Origin of the sequence: Nonomuraea sp. NPDC049158 (assembly GCF_040648335.1) — a bacterium.
GTDB lineage: Bacteria > Actinomycetota > Actinomycetes > Streptosporangiales > Streptosporangiaceae > Nonomuraea.
Genome location: NZ_JBEZDM010000004.1, coordinates 325,567 through 345,137, shown reverse-complemented (window position 1 = coordinate 345,137; position 19,571 = coordinate 325,567). Strand labels below are relative to the sequence as shown.

Annotated in this window: 19 protein-coding genes; 5 read left to right on the top strand and 14 right to left on the bottom strand. The window is 69.6% G+C overall.

All coding sequences use genetic code 11. The annotated features are described in order from the left end of the window. Window position 1 precedes the first annotated feature (1 nt). A complete protein-coding gene (locus AB0B61_RS11945) occupies window positions 2–1,666 on the bottom strand; it encodes a protein kinase (RefSeq protein WP_358431105.1) in 1,665 nt (554 codons plus the stop codon). A gap of 175 nt (window positions 1,667–1,841) precedes the next feature. On the opposite strand from AB0B61_RS11945, the gene AB0B61_RS11940 reads away from it, so the two are divergent. Genes AB0B61_RS11940 through AB0B61_RS11930 form a run of 3 tightly spaced genes read left to right on the top strand, consistent with a single transcriptional unit; the run spans window position 1,842 to window position 4,794 of the window. Then, window positions 1,842–3,011 carry a DUF4185 domain-containing protein gene (locus tag AB0B61_RS11940; RefSeq protein WP_358431103.1) on the top strand — a complete coding sequence of 390 codons (1,170 nt, stop codon included), beginning with the start codon at window positions 1,842–1,844 and terminating at the stop codon, window positions 3,009–3,011. After that, a complete protein-coding gene (locus AB0B61_RS11935) occupies window positions 3,008–4,021 on the top strand; it encodes a DUF4432 family protein (RefSeq protein WP_358431102.1) in 1,014 nt (337 codons plus the stop codon). The genes AB0B61_RS11940 and AB0B61_RS11935 overlap by 4 nt, the downstream gene beginning before the upstream one ends. Further along, window positions 4,018–4,794 (top strand): SDR family oxidoreductase, encoded by a 777-nt coding sequence (locus AB0B61_RS11930; RefSeq protein WP_358431100.1) that lies wholly within the window; start codon window positions 4,018–4,020, stop codon window positions 4,792–4,794. The genes AB0B61_RS11935 and AB0B61_RS11930 overlap by 4 nt, the downstream gene beginning before the upstream one ends. Here the strand turns inward: AB0B61_RS11930 and AB0B61_RS11925 are convergent. Genes AB0B61_RS11925 through AB0B61_RS11910 form a run of 4 tightly spaced genes read right to left on the bottom strand, consistent with a single transcriptional unit; the run spans window position 4,791 to window position 7,356 of the window. Then, window positions 4,791–5,174 (bottom strand): DUF6069 family protein, encoded by a 384-nt coding sequence (locus tag AB0B61_RS11925; protein WP_358431098.1) that lies wholly within the window; start codon window positions 5,172–5,174, stop codon window positions 4,791–4,793. The two genes, AB0B61_RS11930 and AB0B61_RS11925, sit on opposite strands and share 4 nt — an antisense overlap. Then, window positions 5,171–5,845, bottom strand: coding sequence for a VC0807 family protein (locus AB0B61_RS11920; protein WP_358431096.1), 675 nt, complete (start codon window positions 5,843–5,845; stop codon window positions 5,171–5,173). The genes AB0B61_RS11925 and AB0B61_RS11920 overlap by 4 nt, the downstream gene beginning before the upstream one ends. Next, complete coding sequence (locus tag AB0B61_RS11915) at window positions 5,842–6,453, bottom strand: TetR/AcrR family transcriptional regulator (RefSeq protein ID WP_358431093.1); 612 nt, start codon at window positions 6,451–6,453, stop codon at window positions 5,842–5,844. Before AB0B61_RS11915 ends, AB0B61_RS11920 begins: the two co-directional genes overlap by 4 nt. Window positions 6,454–6,492: 39 nt before the next feature. After that, window positions 6,493–7,356 (bottom strand): oxidoreductase, encoded by an 864-nt coding sequence (locus tag AB0B61_RS11910; protein WP_358431091.1) that lies wholly within the window; start codon window positions 7,354–7,356, stop codon window positions 6,493–6,495. 111 nt (window positions 7,357–7,467) lie between these two features. Here AB0B61_RS11910 and AB0B61_RS11905 point away from each other — a divergent pair, with 111 nt between their 5' ends. Together AB0B61_RS11905 and AB0B61_RS11900 are read left to right on the top strand one after the other, a co-directional pair. Then, complete coding sequence (locus AB0B61_RS11905; protein WP_358431089.1) at window positions 7,468–8,076, top strand: TetR family transcriptional regulator; 609 nt, start codon at window positions 7,468–7,470, stop codon at window positions 8,074–8,076. A 127-nt stretch (window positions 8,077–8,203) separates the two neighbouring features. Next, window positions 8,204–9,109 carry an aminoglycoside phosphotransferase family protein gene (locus AB0B61_RS11900; RefSeq protein WP_358431087.1) on the top strand — a complete coding sequence of 302 codons (906 nt, stop codon included), beginning with the start codon at window positions 8,204–8,206 and terminating at the stop codon, window positions 9,107–9,109. Between the two features lie 50 nt (window positions 9,110–9,159). Here the strand turns inward: AB0B61_RS11900 and AB0B61_RS11895 are convergent, their stop codons facing one another. The 9 genes from AB0B61_RS11895 to AB0B61_RS11855 all read right to left on the bottom strand — a co-directional run bounded on the left by AB0B61_RS11895 (window position 9,160) and on the right by AB0B61_RS11855 (window position 19,562). After that, window positions 9,160–9,921, bottom strand: coding sequence for a hypothetical protein (locus AB0B61_RS11895; RefSeq protein WP_358431086.1), 762 nt, complete (start codon window positions 9,919–9,921; stop codon window positions 9,160–9,162). Window positions 9,922–10,109: 188 nt separating this feature from the next. Further along, a complete protein-coding gene (locus AB0B61_RS11890) occupies window positions 10,110–10,502 on the bottom strand; it encodes a peptidase inhibitor family I36 protein (RefSeq protein ID WP_358431084.1) in 393 nt (130 codons plus the stop codon). Window positions 10,503–10,592: 90 nt separating this feature from the next. Beyond that, window positions 10,593–11,825 (bottom strand): enolase C-terminal domain-like protein, encoded by a 1,233-nt coding sequence (locus AB0B61_RS11885; protein WP_358431082.1) that lies wholly within the window; start codon window positions 11,823–11,825, stop codon window positions 10,593–10,595. Then, window positions 11,822–14,833, bottom strand: coding sequence for a hypothetical protein (locus AB0B61_RS11880; RefSeq protein ID WP_358431080.1), 3,012 nt, complete (start codon window positions 14,831–14,833; stop codon window positions 11,822–11,824). The genes AB0B61_RS11885 and AB0B61_RS11880 overlap by 4 nt, the downstream gene beginning before the upstream one ends. Further along, window positions 14,833–15,642: a carbohydrate ABC transporter permease gene (locus tag AB0B61_RS11875; protein ID WP_357653894.1), complete on the bottom strand. Its 810-nt coding sequence runs from the start codon at window positions 15,640–15,642 to the stop codon at window positions 14,833–14,835. Before AB0B61_RS11875 ends, AB0B61_RS11880 begins: the two co-directional genes overlap by 1 nt. Then, complete coding sequence (locus AB0B61_RS11870) at window positions 15,639–16,466, bottom strand: sugar ABC transporter permease (protein ID WP_357653893.1); 828 nt, start codon at window positions 16,464–16,466, stop codon at window positions 15,639–15,641. The genes AB0B61_RS11875 and AB0B61_RS11870 overlap by 4 nt, the downstream gene beginning before the upstream one ends. An 11-nt stretch (window positions 16,467–16,477) precedes the next feature. Next, window positions 16,478–17,725: an extracellular solute-binding protein gene (locus AB0B61_RS11865; RefSeq protein ID WP_358431077.1), complete on the bottom strand. Its 1,248-nt coding sequence runs from the start codon at window positions 17,723–17,725 to the stop codon at window positions 16,478–16,480. A gap of 17 nt (window positions 17,726–17,742) precedes the next feature. Continuing rightward, the gene (locus AB0B61_RS11860) at window positions 17,743–18,444 is read right to left on the bottom strand and encodes an FCD domain-containing protein (protein ID WP_358431075.1); all 702 of its coding nucleotides are present in this window, start codon (window positions 18,442–18,444) and stop codon (window positions 17,743–17,745) included. 113 nt (window positions 18,445–18,557) lie between these two features. Further along, window positions 18,558–19,562 (bottom strand): T3SS effector HopA1 family protein, encoded by a 1,005-nt coding sequence (locus tag AB0B61_RS11855; RefSeq protein WP_358431072.1) that lies wholly within the window; start codon window positions 19,560–19,562, stop codon window positions 18,558–18,560. Between the last annotated feature and the right edge of the window lie 9 nt (window positions 19,563–19,571).

Below are 19,571 nucleotides of genomic sequence, written 5' to 3'. Positions count from 1 at the left end.
GTTAATGCTTGTTGCCGTGGGTCTTACCGAGCTTGGCCGCCTGCTTGGCTGCCTTCTTCGCCGCCTTTTGAGCTGCTTTCTTGGCTGCCTTCTCCGCCTTCTTCAGCGCGGTGGCGGTCTTGCTGGAGGAGGTGGCCGGGGCCGGGTTGGGGCGGATGTCGGCTCGTTCGCGGCCGTCGGACGTGTCCGTGAGTCGCTGGCGGGACACGGCGTGGACCTGCGGGATGCTGGTCAGGTCGAGGGCCAGGGCGGGTGCGACGTCGGGTGCGATGTCGGCTGGCGTGCTTTGAGCGGGGCTGCTGGGGACGGTGTTCCACCAGGAGCCGGTGGCGATCACGGCGACGATCAAGGCGGCGATCAAGGCCGTCTCGCGCCAGCGTTCGGTGATCAGCCGCCGCACCGCCTCCGACCGTCGCAGCGCCGCCGAGCGCCGCGCTGCTTCCGACTGTCGGACCACGCCTGACCGCCGTACCATGCCGGACCGCCACATCACGCCCGACTGCGGCATCGCCACCCACCCTGGCGTCGAGCCTGACAGTGACATCGTCCCTGATCGTGGCATCGTCCCTAAACGTGACCCCGACCATCGCACCAGCCCTCGCGCCGTTTTCAGCGAGCGCGGGCCCAGGCGTGGATGGAGGCGGGGGTGGGGGTTCGAGCGCCGATCCGGGCGCAGGTCCAGATGTGGGTCCGGGCCCAGGTGCTGGTGCAACCCCCGGTCCGGGTCCAGGGCAGGGTGCGGGGCCGGGCCCAGATGCTGGTGCGGGGCCGGGTCCGCGTGGTGGGGCTCATCCGGCGCGTACGCATCGCGGCCCGCGAAGTACGGCGACACCGCCGGGTCCGGCTTGCTCCAAGCGGCCACTCGCAGGAGTTGGGCGTGGGCGCGGGCCACGTCGCTGCGCCGGTCGGGGTCCTTGTCCAGCAGGCCGGCGATGGCCGGAGCGAGCGGGCCGGCCAGGTTGAACGGGTAGGCGGTGCTGGTCAGTATCGCGGTCAGCGTGGCCGTCTCGGTGCTGCGGCCGAAGGGTGAGTGGCCCTCGACGGCCGTGTACAGGGTGGCGCCCAGCGACCACAGGTCGGCCTGCGCGGTGGACGGGTCGCCGCCGGCTCGTTCGGGAGCGATGTAGGCGGGTGTGCCGACGACCATGCTCGTCCGGCTGACCTGGGACTCGTCGTCCACGGTGGTGGCCAGGCCGAAGTCGGTCAGGACCGCGTGCTCGTCGTCGGTGAGCAGGATGTTGGCGGGCTTGATGTCGCGATGCAGGACGCCGGCGCCGTGCGCGGCGCGCAGGGCGTCCAGGAGTTCCAGGCCGATGCGGGTGACGGTGGCCACGGGGAGGGGGCCCTGCTCGGCGATCACCTGGGCGAGGCTGCGGGCGGGGATGAGCTGCATGACGATCCACGGGCGCTCGTCGACCAGCGCCACGTCGTAGATGGCCGCTATGTGCGGATGGCTCAGCCGGGCGGCGATACGGGCCTCCCGCATCGTCCGGCCGATCAGCTCCTCGTGCTGCGGGCCGACGATGGTGACCTCTTTGACCGCGACCTGGCGATCCAGGAGCTCGTCATGAGCCCGCCAGACCCTGCCCATGCCGCCCCGGCCCAGCTCGGACAGCAACCGGTAGCGCCCGGCCAGCAGCCATCCCTCGTAGCGCGCAAAGGACATGGGAGCGGGTTACCCGATCATCCTCGCGTCATGCAAGGAAAAAGCCACAAGAAGGCTACGAAACCCCGGAAACCACGCCTCTCCACAACATTTGGATCAGCTCGCTGTGAGGCTCTGGACATGAAGTGATCAAATGACTAGAACTGTAGGGAACCCCCCTCCCTTAGGACGTGTGATGACGCGATTCCGGTCCGCCCTCATCCCCCTCGCCATCGGATTGCTGAGCCTCGCGGCCGTGCCCCAGCAGGCGCTGGCCGCACCGCCCAAGCCGGTGCCGTCCGTCTCCGCCGCCACGACGCAGCAGGCGACCACCCGTGCGGCGTGCGGGCCGACGGTGCGGGGCGCGTCCGTGGACGCGCGGCTGACCAGCCTGTTCACCGCGTACGGCAACGACAACAGCCGCCTGGACGACTGGACGGGCGCCGACGGCACGTACTCCCTGAAGCTGCCCAGCGGGAAAGAGGTATGGGTCTTCTCCGACACCTTCCTGGGCAAGATCAACTCTGACGGCAGCCGCCCGCCGGTGGTCGAAGAGGGCGGCACGACCGTCTTCCTGAACAACTCCTTCGCCGTGGAGCGCGACGGCCGGCTCTCCACGATCCACGCCGGCACCACCGAGAAGCCGACCGCGGTGATGCCGCCGCGCGACCAGAACCACTGGTATTGGGCCGGCGACGCCACTCTGGCGGGCGGCATCGTGGAGGTGACCTACCAGGAGTACGAGCGGTACGGCACGGGCGCGTGGGACTGGCGCTGGCACCGGAACGTGGTGGCCAGGTTCGCGCAGAGCCGGCTCGACCAGCCGATCAGCGTGACCGACCTGCCGTCGTCGGCCGGCGTGTCCTGGGCCTCCGGGATCCTCAAGGACGGCGGCTACACCTACGTTTACGGGGTGGAGGATCTCGGCTCGCCCAAGTACATGCACATCGCGAGAGTGCCGGGCCAGAGCCTGCTCGGACAGTGGCAGTACCTCAAGGCCGACGGCACCTGGTCGAGCAACGAGGCCGACTCGGCCCGGATCATGAGCGGTGTGGCCAACGAGTACAGCGTCACCAAGGTGGGTAACGGCTACGTACTGATCACCCATGACACGACCGAGGTCCTGAGCTCGCACATCGTGGCCTACACCTCGTGCTCGCCGTTCGGCCCGTTCACCGGTAAGCAGGCCGTCTACACCACCCCCGAGACCAACGGGAACATCTTCACCTACAACGCCCACGCGCACCCCGACGTGGCGGGCAACGGACTCGTCGTCTCCTACAACGTCAACAGCTTCGTCAACACCGACCACTACCGGGACTCCTCGATCTACCGGCCGCGCTTCATCGACGTGACTTTCGGGTGAGCACACGGAACTGGGCGGCTCGCCTGCGGCACGTCGTGATCGACGGGCTGCGGGCGGTCGTGCTGGAGAACGAACGGCTCCGCGTGACCGTCGTGCCCGACAAGGGCGGCGATGTCATCGAATTTCTGCACAAGCCAACCGACACGGACTTCGTCTGGCTCTCGCCGCAGGGGCTGCGCGACCCGCACGACCACATCCAGGGCGCCGCCGACGACGTCGCCCAGTTCATCGACCACTACGAGGGCGGCTGGCAGGAGATCTTCCCCAGCGGCGGCGCGCCCAGCGAATACCGCGGCGCGCGGCTGGCGCAGCACGGGGAGGTCGCCGGGCTGCCGTGGCAGGCCGAGGTCGTGGCCGACTCCGAGCAGGAGGTCGCGGTACGGCTCAGCGTGCGCACCCGGCGCCTGCCGTACCGGATCGAGAAGACGTTCCGGCTGGCGGCGGGGACGGCCGCGCTGGAGATCGAGGGGCGCGCGACCAACGAGTCCGGCGTCGAGCTGCACGCCATGTGGGGGCAGCACATCGTGTACGGCCGGCCGTTCCTGAAGCCGGGCGCCCGCGTACGGCTGCCAGCCGGCGTGACGGTCATCCCGCACGAGAGCGCCATCAACCCCCACGGCCGCCGGGTCAAGGCGGGCGGCCCGTGGAAGTGGCCCGTGGTGCCCGCCGACGGCGGCGGCGAGACGGATCTGAGCGTGGTGCCGGAGCCCGGGTCGCCGAGCGAGATCGTCTACATAACCGGATTTACCGAGGGCTGGTACGAAATTTCCGGGGATGTAGGTATGCGGGTGGAGTGGGATGCGACGCTCCTGCCGTACCTGTGGATGTGGCAGGAGGTCGGTGCGACCACCGACTATCCCTGGTGGGGGCGGGCTTACACGGTCGGGCTCGAACCGTTCTCCAGCATGCCCACCAACGGGCTGGCCGAGGCGGTGGCGAACGGCACGGCGCTCACCCTGGGCCCGCACGAGACGAAGGTGTTGAGGTTGCGCGCGGAGGTGCTGGCATGAGCGAGTTCGAGGGCAAGGTCGCCCTGGTGACGGGCGGTTCGATGGGCATCGGGCGGGCGGTGGTCGACCGGCTGGCCGACGGCGGGGCGTCCGTGGTGTTCTGCGGGGCCGACAAGGAAGCGGAGCTCGACAGCGAGCACGTGACCGGTCGGGTCGCGGACGTACGGCGGGCGGGCGACATGCGGGACCTGGTCGACCTGGCCGTGGTCAGGTACGGCGGGCTCGACATCGTGGTGACGTGCGCGGGCGTGCAGCGTTACGGCACGGTCGAGGACACGCCGGAGGACGTCTGGGACGAGGTGCTCGACATCAACCTCAAGGGCGTCTACCTGGCGTGCAAGGCCGCCATCCCCAGGATGCGGGCGCGCGGCGGTGGCTCGATCGTGGTGATGTCGTCGGTGCAGGCGTTCGCGTCGCAGGCGCAGGTGGCCGCCTACACCGCCAGCAAGGCCGCGCTGAACGGCCTGACCAGGGCGATGGCGCTAGACCACGCGGCCGACGGCATCCGGGCGAACGTGGTCTGTCCCGGCTCGGTCGACACCCCGATGCTGCGCTGGGCCGCCGACCTGTGGCGCGGCGAACTGTCGCAGGAGGAGCAGGTGGCGGAGTGGGGCCGGGCGCACCCCCTCGGCCGGGTGGGCAGGCCGGAGGAGGTGGCGGAGCTGGTGGCGTTCCTGGCCGGGCCGCGCTCGTCGTTCATCACCGGGGCCGAGCATCGGGTGGACGGCGGGCTGCTCGCCCGGAACCCGGCCGCGCTGCCCGAGCAGGCCTAGCGCGTACGCCGGCGCGGTAGGAGGACGATGAGGACGGCCGCGGTGACCACGTGCAGCGCGGCCAGTGACGCCTTGGCCGCGCCGGTGGTGCCCATCGTGAGCGGGCGGGCCAGGGACAGGACGAGGAACACGGCGGCGATCCAGGTCCAGATCGCGCGCGGCCGTTCGGTGACGCGTTCGAGCACGGCCAGGAGGCCCCAGCCGGCCAGACCGGCGACCAGGGCGGCGACGATCACGGAGACGGCGGTCACCTCTCCGGAGGTGGAGGCCAGCGCGACGCCGGCGAGGACGTGGACGACGGCCCAGACGGCCAGGGCGGCGGCGGCCGCGCCGAGCACGGCCAGGATGCGGGGAACGACCAGGTTGCGGGAGGCGGTCACGCGGGGGTCTCCTTGAGCGGAAGGTAGAGCGGGGACCAGCGGTTGTACAGGCCGGTGGGGACGAGGTAGCACGCCATCACGACCTGCATCAGCACCATGAAGACGCCGTACTGCAGACCGCCCAGCCCGGGGACGACGTCGGGCGGCAGGGTGTAGGCCATGGTCACGCGGACGGCGGCGTCGGTCAGCAGGCCGATGCCCCAGATGACCGTCGCCACCCGCCAGATCCTGCGGAAGGCGGGCAGCCGCTCCCACAGGACGTCCCAGGACTCGCGGCCCGAGCCGTCGCCGTCCTTGAGGGGACCGATACGGCCTTCCAGGACGAAGCGGGTGAAGGCGAACGCCAGCGGCTGTGAGCCTCGGACGCTGGCCAAGAACCACAGGCCCGAGATGGCGGTGATCCAGCCGTCCTTGGCCAGCAGGAAGCGGGGGTCGTGGACGAGCAGGGAGACGGCCGCGCTGCCGACCATCATGGCCGTCATGAACAGGCCGAGCCCGTCGGGCCGTCGGCGGCGCACCAGGCTGGCGACCACGCTCAGACCGGGGAGCAGGGAGCTGATCAGCAGCGCGGAGTGATAGCTCACGTCCATCGCGCGCAGTACGTAATAGAGGCCGATGGGCAGCGCCATGTCGATGAGGACGAGCAGCAGCGCCTTGGCGCGAGAGCTCACGGCGTGGCCCGGGTCGCCAGGCGGAAGAGCTCGACCAGCTCGTCCGCGTACACGTCGAGGTCCGCGCCGGGGTCGCCCTCCAGCAGGAACGGCAGGCCGTCCATGGCCCGCTGGACGGCCATCGCCATCACGCGGGTGTTGAACCGGCGGAACTCGCCCGACTCCTGCCCCCAGAAGAGCAACCGCTCGATGTGCCCCAGCGAGGCCGGGTCCATGGCCGCCTCCTGGGCGGTGGTCCCCTTCTCCGGCCGGAAGTTCAGGAAGATCTCGGTGGCCGCGCGCATCTCACGGCGGTGGTCCCGGATGAACCCGATCAGCGAGCGGATGTAGGTGTCGAGCGCGGCGCCGGGGCTGGTCTGGGCGCTGACCCGCTCGGTCATGAACGTGGCGATCCCCTCGTAGATCGTGACAATCGCCTGGCCCATCAGGTCGTCCTTGCCATCGAAGTGGTACGAGATCAGCCGCGTGCTGCTGAGCCCGGCCCGCTCCGCGATGCGGGCGAAGGACGCCTGGTGGTAGCCCAGGTCGGCGATCGTCTCGATCGTGGCCGCCACGATCTGCGCCCGACGGGCGGAGGTCGTGACGGAATCTTCCTTCCTTACTTGCATGAGTAATTTTTAACTCACGCGAGTAATTCTGGCAAGTCCTCAGCCACCGATGGCGTCGAGCTCCTCGATCGCCTCGGCCGGGAGGACCAGGCTCGCCGCGGCGATGTTCTCGCGAAGGTGGGCCACGGACGAGGTCCCGGGGATGAGGACCATCGTGGGCGAGCGCCGCAGCAGCCAGGCCAGGGCGACCTGCTGCGGCGAGGCGTCCAGGCGGGCGGCCACGTTCGTGAGCGTCTCGGACTGGAGCGGGGTGAAGCCGCCCAGGGGGAAGAACGCGGCGTAGGCGATGTTCTCGGCCGCGCATCGGTCGACGAGAGCGTCATCCTGCCGGTTGGCGAGGTTGTAGAGGTTCTGAACGGTGACGACGGGCGCGATGGCCTGCGCCTCGGTGAGCTGGGCCGCGGAGGCGGCGCTGAGACCGAGGTGGCGGATCAGGCCCTCTCGCCGCAGCTCGGCCAGGGCGCCGAACGGCTCCGCGAGCGACTCCTCGCCGGCGCCTCCTTCGGCCAGGCGCAGGTTGACGACGTCGAGTGCGTCCAGGCCGAGACGCTGGAGGTTCTCGTGGACCTGGGCCTTGAGGTCCTCGGGCTCCAGCGCGTGATTCCAGCTGCCGTCGGCGCCGCGGCGGGCGCCGACCTTGGTGACGATGCGCAGGTCCGCCGGGTAGGGGTGCAGGGCCTCCTTGATGATCTCGTTGACGACGAAGGGCCCGTAGAAGTCGCTGGTGTCGATGTGGGTGATGCCCTGCTCGACGGCCTCGCGCAGCACCGCGATGGCCGCGTCGCGGTCCTTGGGCGGGCCGAAGACCCCGGGCCCGGCCAGCTGCATGGCGCCGTAGCCCATGCGGGTGATGGTGAGGTCGTCGGCGAGCGTGAGGGTCCCACCGGGAAGGCTGCCTGCCATGTCCGTACCTTTCATCTGAAATGCATCTCCAACGGTGCGGTTGCTTTTTGATGCTAGCGGCGGAAAACTCCAACCGCAACGTTGCAGATGGGGTGGCGCTAGGATGTCGCCATGGCGTGGGACACCGAGGGGACGCGGCGGCGGCTCAAGGAAGCGGCGACAGTTGAGTTCGCCGAGCGCGGACCGGACGGCACGACCATGGCCCGCATCGCCGAGCGGGCCGGGATCAACAAGGAACGCCTGTACAAGTACTTCGGCGACAAGCAGGCCCTGTTCGAGACGGTGCTCACCGACGAGCTCAAGAAACTCGCCGAGACGGTGGGGCCACCTCCGGGTGACTTCGAGAACATCGGCGAGTTCGTCGGGCGCAACTTCGACTACCACGTGGCGCATCCCCATCTCGTCCGCCTGCTGCTGTGGGAGGGCCTGGCCGGTGGCCCCGTGGCCGACGAGGCGCAGCGCGCCGCCTTCTACCAGGGCAAGACGCGGGCCTACGCGGCCGCCCAGCGCGCCGGGATCCTCGACGACGACCTCGACCCCGATCATCTGGCGTTCATGGTCATCGGGCTGTCCGCATGGTGGGTCTCGGCGCCCCAGCTCGCCCGCATGCTCACCGGTGCCGACGACGACGATGCGGCAGAGCACGCCCGGCGTCGCGCCAGCGTGGTGCGCGCGGTACAACGGCTGGCCCGACCGCCAGGCGCTGACCGGGCGAGCTGACCCCGGCGAGCTGACCCCGGCGAGCTGACGCGGGCGAGCTGATCAGGCGGCTGACCGGAAATTCGGTGGACAGGCGGGGTTCCCTGCCTGTGGGATGAGGCCTCGTTGTCCATGGCGGGGAGAGTGCGTGTCCACAGGTGTATCCATCGACGCGGCCCTGGTCGGACGGTTGCTCGCGGCGCAGTTCCCGCGATGGGCGGAGCTGCCCGTCTCGCCGGTCGAGGTGTCCGGGATGGACAACGCGACGTTCCGGCTGGGCGAGGACATGTCCGTACGGCTGCCGCGCTATCCCCGCTGGGTCGGACAGGTCGAACGCGAGCATCGGTGGCTCCCCCGGCTCGCCCCGCACCTGCCGCTGCCGATCTCCGAACCGCTCGCCATGGGCGCTCCGGCCGAGGGCTACCCCTGGCCCTGGTCGGTCTACCGGTGGCTGCCCGGTGAGACCGTGGCCATCGAGCGGCTCGCCGATCCCGTACGGACCGCGAGCGAGCTCGCCGGGTTCATCGCGGCGCTGCAGAAGATCGACGCCACCGGCGGGCCGGGGCCCGAGTGGAGCAACGCCTTCCGCGGGGTGCCCATGGGTGACGAGCGCGACTCCGTCGCCGTCGAGGCCCGCGTACGTCCCAAGATCGCGGCGTTGCGCGGCCTGGTCGACGTCGGCGCGGTGACGGCCGTGTGGGAGGCGGCGCTGGCGGCGCCCGCGTGGGACGGTCCGCCGGTGTGGATCCACGGTGACCTGGCGCAGGGCAACCTGCTGGCCGTCGACGGCAGGTTGAGCGCCGTCATCGACTTCGGGACGCTGGCCGTGGGTGATCCGGCGTGCGATCTGCTGCCCGCGTGGACGTTCCTGTCCGCCGAGGCGCGCGGCGTGTTCCGCGCGGCACTCGACGTCGACGACGCCACCTGGGCGCGGGGCCGTGGCTGGGGGCTGGCGTCGTCGCTGCCCACTCTCGACGACCCCTACTTCGACGTCCCCGGCCGCCGGGACGCCGCCCTGCGCCAGCTCGACGAGCTCATCGCCGACCTCGATTAGCGACGGCTAACGGCGGTCAGCGGTCAGCAGTGGTTAGCGGTTGGCGGCGTTTAGCGGGTCTCCTGGAACACCTGGGACGCGCGCGCCAGGCGGCTGCCGAGGTTGGCGCGGAGGGCGGCGAAGCGGGCCGGGTTGCCGGTGACGACCTGCCGCTGAAGGGCGGAGTCGGCGGCGAACCAGGCCGCCACCAGCCCCGACTCCCACTTGCACCTGGTGTCGGCCGTGGCGGTGCGCTTCTCCTCGGCGGTGACCGTGGGCTGGTCCAGGTTCCAGCGGGCGTCGGCGATGGCGGCCTCGACGGTGGGGTAGGCGTATCCGGCCTTGACCATGCAGGCTCGCCACCGGGTGGCGGCCTGGACGACGGCGGGATCGGTGGCGGCCTTCTCCAGGGTCTCGGCGTCCTGGACGGCGAGCCAGGGCCAGTCGGCCGGCTGGGCGCCTCGGGTCAGGGCGGCTGCGGCGCGGCTTATGCAGCCGGAGTCGGCGCTGTCCCCGTACAGGTGGGTTCTGGCGGTTTTGGAGAGGTTGGCCTCCCACCGGGGTGGTCTGCCGTGCGAGTCCAGGCGGGACAGGTGGTAGCCGGTGAGCGCGGCCTGTGCCGGGTCGGCGACGCCGTAGCGGCGGGTGTTGCCCGGATCGCCGGCCCTGACGGCGGCCACCGCGACCATGGGCGGGGCGGCCGAGACGCCGTGGCGGCGCAGGCACCGCGCGACCAGCCGGGCCTGGGCGTTGGCCAGCAGGACGCGCTGCTCCGGGGTGGGCTTGTAGGCGTCGAACGGGAGCACGAGATCGGCCACCGACGCCACAGACACAGGTACGTAGGGCCTGTCCGGGGGCGGCGCCGCCGCGCAGGCCGTGACGACGAGCAGCAACGACGTACCGGCCCAGACAGTGGCAGGTGGGGATGGCAGCGGTCTCCGGCGGCCGGTCCCCGGTCCCCCCAGAGCACCGCGGCCGGTCGCCGGTCGCCCGCTCCCGAACCCGGCTTCGCCGTCCATGGTCAGCGACACCAGATGTCGACGGAGCTGACGCTGTCGTCGGCGAAGTAGTCGTCGCTCTCGTTCGCGATGAACGTGCTGTGCGCCCCGGTGAAGTAGGGATGCTGCCACAGCGTGGCGCCGCACCCGATCCGGTTCATGAACGAGCTCGTCTCGTCGGTCATGCTGTGCCGGGTGCTGCCGTGGCCCCGGTCGAGCCAGGTGTCGTCGCTCAGGTCGGCGTCGTCGGCGACGAAGTCGTGCCAGTAGTCCTCGGTCCCCCGGTTGTAGTCGGAGCCCGCGTACAGGCAGACCCGGCCACCGGCGCACCTGCCGCTCGGTGTCGCCGACGCGCTCACGGCCGGGACGAGCACGGCGCAGAGGGCCGCCACGACAACGCTGCTGATGAGCCGCACGTTGCCTCCTTGTTCGCGTGAGTAACCCCACCCTGATTCAGGGCCCGGGGCAGCAGAAGCAGACTCACGCGAACAAGGACGATTCTTTTCCTATGTGCTGACTTCCAGGGATACGGTCGGGTCGGCGAAGCGTTCGTTCGGGACCTGGGCGTACCAGCCGGGCCGCCCCGGGTCCCGGTCGTACGGGTAGCCGCCCAGCTCCTGGTAGAGCTCGGCGTAGCGGGCGACCCGGTCCTTGTCGAGCCGGATGCCCAGCCCCGGGCCGGTCGGCACCGCTATGGCCCCGTCGGCGTAGGACAGCTTGCCGCCCTCGATCACGTCGTCGCGGAGCTGGTGGTAGTGGGCGTCGGCCGCGTACGTGAGGTTGGGCAGGACCGCGCCGAGATGCAGCATGGTCGCCAGCTGGATGCCCAGCTCGCCGGAGGAGTGCACGGCCACCCCGAGCTGGAAGGTCTCACACACCCCGGCCGCCTTGACGCACGGCCGGATCCCGCCCCAGAAGGTGGTGTCCAGCAGCACCACGTCGGCGGCCCGGCGCAGCACGTTGGAGGCGAGCTGCTCGAAGTTGACGACGACGGTGTTGGTCGCCAGCGGCACCCTGACCTGCTCGCGGATGGCCCTGAGCCCTTCGAGCCCCCAGACCGGGTCCTCCAGGTATTCGTTGTTCAGCTCCTCGATGGCCCGCCCGAACCGCAGCCCCTCGGCCACCGACAGCACCGCGTTCGGGTCGTACCGGAGCCGGTCGTCGGGGAAGGCCGCCGCCAGCGCCCGGTAGCACTCCAGCTCGAAGTCGGGTGGGAACACCCCGCCCTTGAGCTTGTGCACGGTGAACCCGTGGGCCGCCTTCAGCTGCCTGGTGTGCTCGACGAGCTGGTCCGGCGTGCGTACCTCGGCGTATCCCTCCGCCGCGTACCGGAAGAACAGGTAGGAGGCGAACGGCACGGTGTCGCGCAGCCGCCCGCCGAGCAGGTCGCTCGCGGGCACGCCGAGATGCTGCCCGATCAGGTCGATACAGGCGAACTCGATGGCCGCCAGGAGCTGGGTGCGGTTGTTGTAGAGCGACGCGGTCGGGTTGGCGATCTTGAACCGCAGCGCCTCCAGCTGGAACGGATCATGGCCCTTCAGGTACGGCATGAGCGCCCGGAACGCCGCCTCGGCGCTCTCCCCGCCCCCGCCCATCTCCCCCAGGCCGATCAGCCCGTTGTCGGCCTCGACCTCGACGATCGTGCGGACGAACCGGCCCCAGTGGGCGCCGTTGCTGTGCCGGAGTGGCGCCTCCAGCGGAACGGCGACCGTGGTGGCCCGGATGTCAACGATCTTCACTCGCACGTCCCCCAAATAGCGGCCACACCGCACGCGGGCAGCCGTACCTTGACCGATTCCCCTGAGACCTCCAGGGGCCGCAGCTCCCGCTCCAGACCGGCGCTCACCAGAGCGCGCCGGAGTCCTGGCAGCCGAACCGTCGCCTCGACCGGCTCGGCGGCCAGCGACTGCAGCCGGACCACGATCTCGTTGTCGCCGTTCTGCCCGAGCGAGGTGACCAGCACGTCGGGGTGGTCGACCGAGACGAACGACTTGACCGCGTCCGGCGCGCTGGTGAGCAGCGCGCCGACGAACTGGTCCGTCAGCCCGGCCGCCGCCCGCGCGCCCAGCCGCCTGCCCTCGATGCCCGGGGCCGACATGATCGAGTAGCGGAACGTGGTCTCCCCCTGCTGCTGGGCGGGGAAGTTGGTGTCCCAGATGTTGTTCAGCGCCCAGGAGTAGACCGTGCCCGGCTCCTCGTCCAGCGTCGGCGGGAACGGCGCGTACGGCATGTGGATGGTGCCCAGCTGCACCAGCGGCGCCTCCAGCGTGGCCCAGGCGACGGTCAGCTCAGGGTCCTCGAAGGCGATCCAGTGCCTGATCGGCAGCATGTACTCGGCGGAGCCCGGCACCCGAGGCACGTCCGGCCCGCCCACGCCGCCGGTCAGCTCCCAGGCCGTCGCGGGGCCCGAGGCGAACGGGAAGGCCAGGAAGACGGCCTCCTTGGCGGGCGTGCCCTGCTTGGCCAGCTGGTAGGTCAGGTCGAGCCGGGCGACGCCGTTGTGCAGCTCGATCGTGGTGCGCAGCCAGTCGACGCCCTTGCCCTGCAGCTCGACGACCAGCTTCTCGCCCACGGCGGTCCGCTGCGCCTTGACGATGGTGGCGTTCCTGCCGATCGCCCGGTCGCCGAGCAGGGTGCGGTCGTGCGCCCCGACGTGCCCGGACAGGTGGTTGAAGTGCGGGGCGGTGGCGTAGCGGTCGTAGACGTACTGGCCGAACCCGGCGGCGGCACTGTCGTTGACCAGCTCCCGCCCGGCCGCCTTGTCGAAGATCGAGCGGATGACGCCTTCGCGGACGTCGTAGCCGACGCGGTAGAACTCGTTCTCGATCACCCCGCCCAGGTCGAGCTCGACCGGCTCGGCCGCCCGGACCTCACCCCTGACGACGTCGATCCGCGCGTAGCCGTAGCCGGGGACCTCCGGCACCACGGCGTGCAGGTGCCGCCCGATCGGCCGGGTCGGCCAGTCGGCCGGGTCCACGAACTCCTCGTGGTGCGGGATCGTCTCGCCGGTGCGCGCGTCCACGAGGGCGATCGGCACGTCCGCCGGGACCACGTCCCGGGGGAGGAACGCGCGGACGACGTCGGTCCTGCTCGCCGTACCGGGGTTGAAGACGGCGAAGGACGCGAGCGCCGAGGCATCGGCCACACCGTCGTCGGAGAGCGCGGCGCCGAACCGGCGGGCGGCGGCGTGCAGCAGGTCGGCCGCGTCGTCCTGGGCGTCGTAGGCGCCCGACGACTTGCGGGTCCACTGCAGGCCGCCCGAGTCGCCCGCCTCCTCGGCGTCCTCCCAGGGGTTGGCCGCGCCCCAGGTGTGCTCGTTGAACAGCGCCACCTTGTCGTAGGCCTCGTCGATCTGCTCGGTCGCGTCGGCGCCGGCGATCGTGTGCAGCGTCTCGGCGATGCGCAGCGCGGACTGCGCCCGCCGTACGTATCCGAGGGGCCGCGCGCCGGAGCCGAGCCCGTCGGCCCACCAGTCGGTCCAGTCGCCCTCGTGCACGGCCAGGCGGTCGTGGTAGCGCTCTTCCACGTGCTCGAAGAAGTCGCTGTTGACCGCGGACCGCAGCCGGGGAAAGGCCCACTGCTCGTTCCACTTGCGCGCGATGGAGGCGGGCACGATCGAGGGTCCCGCGTTGTCGGCGTGCGCGCCCTGGACCCGCAGGTGCAGCACGTCCAGCTCGTACGGCTCGCGCGGCGCGTCAGGACCCTGCCACCCGAACGTACCGGGCCCGTAGGGGTAGCCCCGCGAGGCCAGCGCCGACAAGTAGCGCGGCAGCAGGTCGTCGGCCAGTTCGTAGGAGTCGGTGAGCCCGACCGTGTTGCCCTCCATGTACGCCATGCCGTGGGGGGTGTCGGTGAACCAGACGATCACCTCCTTGCCGCTCGGCGCCCGCCACCGGAACGGCCGGGTCAGCTTGTCGCCCCCGTGCAGGTACGGCACGGACCGCCCGGCCCAGTTGTGCGCCGCAGCGAGGTAGCGCACCCCGGCGGCGTTCAGCGCGTCGATCACGCCGACCACCGCGCCCGGCACGTCGGTGTGCATGGCCGACTTGGTGGCGAAGCCGTACTTCTCCTGGAGCCGCGTGGTGAAGCGGAGCTGCCGGTAGAGCTCCTCGGTCGAGCAGGCTTCGGTGTGCAGCTGGAACGGCAGCGCGGTCACCTCGATGACGCCGGCGCGGGCCAGCGCGGCGAACTTGGCGACCTGGTCGGCGGGCCGGGCGTCGAGCCACTTCAGCGCGGGCATCGACGACTCGACCGACCATCTGAACCTCGCGTCGTCCGGCCAGGAGGCGGTCTCCTCGGCCAGCCGGAGTGCCGCGTCGAGGTAGTCGAGGTGGTGGCGGAGCACCGTGCCCTGCGGGTCGGTGTAGCCGATGTCGAGGTGGGAGTGGTGGACGACGAACACGCTCCACTTGCGCTGCGGGGTGATCGTGATCTCCGCGGAGCCGATGAGCCCGGCGTCGTCGCGCGACTCCAGGGTCAGCACGCGGGGGGCGCTCACCTCGGGCACGAGCAGCGTGACGTCGGTGCCGGAGGCGCTGTCCTCGCCCACCAGCACGTGCGTCAACGGCACGGTGCTCGTCACCCGGACCGCCTGCCGGCCGTCGTGGGTGAACAGCGGCAGCACCGCGACGCGCACCTCCACGCCGCGCACGCCGATCACCGCGGTCGAGGTGTCGTTGCGCAGCGCCTGCCTGATCCCGTCGTAGTCCGGCGAGCCGAGGCTCCGCTGCAGCAACCGGCTGGTCATCAAACACTCCCTAGAGACAGGCCACGGGCGAACAGCCGCTGGGTGGCGAGGAACAGCAGGACCGTCGGCAGCGAGACCGTGAGCCCCGCCGCGAGGCCCACGGGCACCGGGGTGCCCGCGTAGACGTCGGTCATCAGCCCGGCCAGCGCGGTCATCACCGGCCGTACGTCCTCGGTCTGCGTGAGCGTCAGGCCGAAGATGAGGTCGTTCCAGATGAAGGTGAACTCGAGGATGAACACGGCCGCCAGCGCGCTGACCGACAGCGGCAGGTAGATGCGCCAGAAGATCCGCCAGGTGGTGGCGCCGTCCATGCGGGCCGCCTCGAAGATCGAGAACGCCACTCCACTGTAGAAGTTACGCAGCACGAAAGCGGCCAACGGCACGTTGATCGCCGTGTAGACCAGGAGCAGGCCGCCCCTGGTGTCGTACAGGCCGAGGTCGCTGTAGCCCACGAACAGCGGCACGAGCAGCATCTGCGACGGGAAGATCGTGCCGCCGAAGATGAGCAGGAACCACCAGAAGCCGTGTCTCAGCCGGAGCACCACGATCGTGTAGCCGGCCAGTGCCCCGATGAGCACGCCGAGCGTGGGCGAGACGACGCTGTAGAGCGCGGTGCTGGCCAGGCTGTCCGACAGGTTCGCGCTGTCGAAGGCCCGCGCGATGTTGTCGAACAGCGCGAAGCTGCCGGACGGCTGCCACGCCTTCGACGGGTCGTACGACGCCGCGGGCCGCGCGGCGTTGACGAGCAGCAGGTAGGTCGGGCCCAGCCAGATCAGGCCGAGCACGATGAGTACGGCACGCCGGATCATCGCACCTGCCTCCTGAGGTAGAGGTAGGACGCCAGCCCCGTGACCACGGTGAGCATCACCGCGACCGAGGCGCCGTAGCCGTAGTCGCTGGCCACGAACGTGTCCTTGTACATGGTCACCGCGAGCGTCTCGGAGTTGCGCCCAGGACCACCCTGCGTCAGCACCCAGACGATGTCGAACGTCTTCAGGCTCGCCACCAGCGCCAGCCCCACCACGACCGCGGTGAGGGGCGCCATCAGGGGCCAGATGACGTGCCGGAACAGCTGCCACCCGGAGGCCCCGTCGAGCCGCGCGGCCTCGATCGGCGCCTTGGGGATGGACTGCAGCCCCACCACGAACAGCAGCGTGTTGACGCCGAGCTGCTGCCAGGTCCAGACCAGCAGCATGGCGATCGTGTTGTGCGGCGCCTTCTGCAGGAAGGCGGTGTCGACGCCGAGCAGGATGTTCGCGATGCCGTCGTGCGACAGGATCGGGCTCCAGACCATGGCCAGTCCGGCGCCGCTGAGCGCGTAGGGCAGCATGAACGGCACCCGGTACCAGACGCCGCCCTTGAGGTCGTACGACAGCACCGCCACCAGCAGGCCGAGCCCGACCGGCAGCGCCATCGTGCCGACGACCCAGATGAGCGTGTTGCCTAAGGCGGTGAGCAGCGCCGGGTCGTCGAGCAGCTTGCCGAAGTTACGCAGGCCGACCCACTCGGGCGGCGCGAGCCCGTCGTATTTCGTGAAGCTCAGGTACGCCGTCCACAGGAAGGGCACGTAGAGCAGCCCGGCGACCAACAGCGCGGCAGGAGCGACATAGCCGTACCGGAAACGGCCAAGCATTGGTGCGCGCATCACTGATGCGTGCTCCAGTACTCGTCAGCGGCCTTCTGAATGGTCTCCAGCACTTCCTTGTACGTGCCGGGCTCGGTCACGAACTTGCTGAAGCCGTCGAGCGCGGCCGTCAGGATCGGTGGCGGCGTGGCCTCGAAGTAGCGGTTGACCAGGCGGTACTTGCCGCTGCCCGCGTCCTTGGTGACCTGGCCGAGCGCCTCGTCCTTGATCGTCACCTTGGGGTTGGCGCTGACGTCGCCGCGGGTCGTGGCCCACTTGTCCTGGGCGGGCTGCGTGGTCCACCACTTGAGGTACTTCTGGCCGGCCTCGGGGTCGGCCGCCTTGGTCAGCGAGCAGAGCGGGCCGCTCTCGAAGATCATCGAGGTCTTGGGGAGGGAGGCGTTCACGTTCGGGATGGCGAAGAAGCCGTAGTCGGTGCCGGCCTTCAGGTCGCGCTGGGTCATGCTGGTGTTGAACCAGGTGCCGAAGGAGACCATGGCCGCCTTGCCGTTCTTCAGCACGTCGCCGGGGTCGGTTTTATCACCGGGATTGATGAAATATCCGGCGTCGATGAGCTGCTTCCACTTCTCCATCACCTGGACCACACCCGGGTCCGTGTACTTGGCCTTGCCCGTGGAGAGGCGGTCGTACAGGTCGGGGTCCATGCCCGCCATCAGCTGCTCGAACCAGACGAAGGAGAACAGCACGCTGGTGTGGTAGAAGGCCTTGACGTTGTTCTTCTTCAGGGTGTCGGCCACCTTGACCAGCTCGTCCCACGTGGTGGGGGGCTGCAGGCCGTACTTGTCGAAGACCTTCTTGTTGTAGAACATCCCCCAGTAGGCGACGTTCATCGGCACGCAGTACTGCTTGCCGTCCACCGTGTAATAGGGGGCCAGGTCCTGCGACAGGTCGCCGGCCTTGATCGCCTCCTGCCAGATGGCCGAGGTGTCGGCCACCTGCTTCTGCTTGACGATCTCTTCCAGCATCCCGCCGGTCTGCCAGGTGAAGAGGTCGGGTTTGACGTTCGTACGGAACGACGCCTTGATGAAGGCCTGATACTGGGCCGAATCGGTGTAGCCGACCGGCTTCATTCCTAAACTGATCTGCTGCTTCGACAGAGCGCCCATCTCGTCGAAGTATTTGCTCCAGGCGCCCTTGTCGTTGTAGAGCGATAGTTCGGACTTCTTCTGCGGCGCCTCGGTATTGCCGCCACAAGCGGCGAGAAAGAGAGCTGCCACGCCGAGCGTGACAACGCGTGACCGGATCATGCCCCGGCCTCCTTGTTTCATTTGGGGGGGTGTTGCAACCTCTGCTCTATTACGGTCTTGACGTCCACCAGGTGAGCCCGCATCCGCTCCTCGGCCGCCGCGGCGTCACGCGCCTCGATGGCCTCCAGGATCGCCAGGTGCTCGTCGTAGTCACGGCGCCGGTCGTCGAAGATCTGCAGGATCTCCCGCTGCTCGGGACCATGGACGGTCAGCAGCGAGTCGACCACCTCGTGCAGCACGTTGTTGCCCGCCAGCCGGGCCGTCGCCCGGTGGAAGGTCATGTTGGTGTCGTGCAGCTCGGCGTCCTGGCCGCGCAGGTGCCTGGCGGCGGCCTCGAGCACGCGCTGGAGCGCGACCAGCTCCTCGCCGGTCGCGCGTGCCGCGGCCATCGCGGCCAGCGGCGGCTCGATGACGATGCGCGCGCCGAGCAACTCGAGCAGCTGGGCGGCGTGCATCTCCCGCATGTTGGGGTTGGGGAGCACGAGCCGCTCGATGTCGGCTCCGACGTAGATGCCGGATCCGTGCCGCATCTCGATGGCCCCGGTGGCCTCGAGCCTGCGCAGCGCCTCACGCAGCGTCGGGGTGGTGACGGCGAAGCGCTGGGAGAGCTCCCGCGTCGAGGGCAGCCTGTCGCCCGGCCGGTGCCCACCTGTACGGATGAGCTCCAGCATGCGCTCGGTCAGAGCGTCGGAAAGGCTGGGCCGCGTTACCTCGGACATATCAAGTCATCTAATCACTTTTCCTCATGGTCGTCTATGAGGAGATTAGCTTTGCGCAAAGAACCTCAGGTCGCCGCCTGGCGGGGTTCTCGCGCAGGCGGCGACCAGTGGCCTCAGGGCGTCTTGACGTGCCGGTGCGGCTTCACCGGATCTATGCGCTCACGCTGGAACGCGTTGTCCACCAGTGTGGCGAACGCGGCCTCATTGGGCACCGCGTCGTTGTTCTTTATGACGTCATCGATGACGTTCGCCCGGGTCTCGGTGAAGCTGTTGTCCAATTTCTGGACGTAGTACTTCGGCTCCTCCGCCCAGGCGACTCCGGGGGTGAGGAAGGAGTAGAAGGGGGCGAACGCCGAGTCCCGGTCCCCTTCGGGGACGGCCGTCTCGATCGCCGAGACGAGCTGGTTACCGACGTCGTCGGCGCCATTCGGGTCCTTGAGCGCGTAATAGACGACCAGCTTGTCGTATTTGACGGATTTTTGGGCGTCCGCCCTGCTGGACAGGAACACCTTGAACGACCTGAAGAACGGGCCGACGTTGCCATCCTTGAACAACGGGACGAGACCGCGCACCGCCTTCAGCGCGGCCGCCTGGTTCTTCACGTTGACGATGAGGCGCCGAGCGCGATTTGTCAGGGTTTGCGTCTTCTGCGCGCGCGGCAACGGGAAGGCCTCGTTGGTCAGGTGGAAGTAGTCGCCGTCCCGCAGCTCCTTCCAGTTGTCCGACGAGTTCTGGGCCTCCACCTCATAGCCGCCCTGCCTCTGGTCGTCGAGCAGACTTTGGAAGTCCCGGTTGCCGATCGGCGTGTTCAGGTAGCCGGGCGGGCCCTCACCCATGAAGGAGTACACGCGCTTGACCACGTTCTGGGGGCGTCTGCGGCCGGCGCTGTTGTAGTACTCCCGGTAGGCCTTGGCGAGGAAGTTCCGGTTGATGACGGCGTCACTCGGGCGGCGGGCCGGGGCCGGGGCCGAGTGCGCGGGCTGGGATCCGGCATTCGCGATCACCGCCGCGCGCTTGGTCTTGCTCACCGACTTGACGACGCCGTGTGAGGCACCGGAAACGCCCGGAGTGGTGGAACGCTTGTTCTTCTTCTTTTTCTTGAGCTTGTTCTTGGGCATCGACCGTCT

Excerpts from the sequence above, each read along its gene's own strand:
- AB0B61_RS11945 (WP_358431105.1), bottom strand. The coding sequence starts at position 1,666 with ATGTCCTTTGCGCGCTACGAGGGATGGCTGCTGGCCGGGCGCTACCGG.
- AB0B61_RS11940 (WP_358431103.1), top strand. The coding sequence starts at position 1,842 with ATGACGCGATTCCGGTCCGCCCTCATCCCCCTCGCCATCGGATTGCTG.
- AB0B61_RS11930 (WP_358431100.1), top strand. The coding sequence starts at position 4,018 with ATGAGCGAGTTCGAGGGCAAGGTCGCCCTGGTGACGGGCGGTTCGATG.
- AB0B61_RS11915 (WP_358431093.1), bottom strand. The coding sequence starts at position 6,453 with ATGCAAGTAAGGAAGGAAGATTCCGTCACGACCTCCGCCCGTCGGGCG.
- AB0B61_RS11910 (WP_358431091.1), bottom strand. The coding sequence starts at position 7,356 with ATGGCAGGCAGCCTTCCCGGTGGGACCCTCACGCTCGCCGACGACCTC.
- AB0B61_RS11905 (WP_358431089.1), top strand. The coding sequence starts at position 7,468 with ATGGCGTGGGACACCGAGGGGACGCGGCGGCGGCTCAAGGAAGCGGCG.
- AB0B61_RS11880 (WP_358431080.1), bottom strand. The coding sequence starts at position 14,833 with ATGACCAGCCGGTTGCTGCAGCGGAGCCTCGGCTCGCCGGACTACGAC.
- AB0B61_RS11875 (WP_357653894.1), bottom strand. The coding sequence starts at position 15,642 with ATGATCCGGCGTGCCGTACTCATCGTGCTCGGCCTGATCTGGCTGGGC.
- AB0B61_RS11870 (WP_357653893.1), bottom strand. The coding sequence starts at position 16,466 with ATGCTTGGCCGTTTCCGGTACGGCTATGTCGCTCCTGCCGCGCTGTTG.
- AB0B61_RS11865 (WP_358431077.1), bottom strand. The coding sequence starts at position 17,725 with ATGATCCGGTCACGCGTTGTCACGCTCGGCGTGGCAGCTCTCTTTCTC.
- AB0B61_RS11860 (WP_358431075.1), bottom strand. The coding sequence starts at position 18,444 with ATGTCCGAGGTAACGCGGCCCAGCCTTTCCGACGCTCTGACCGAGCGC.
- AB0B61_RS11855 (WP_358431072.1), bottom strand. The coding sequence starts at position 19,562 with ATGCCCAAGAACAAGCTCAAGAAAAAGAAGAAGAACAAGCGTTCCACC.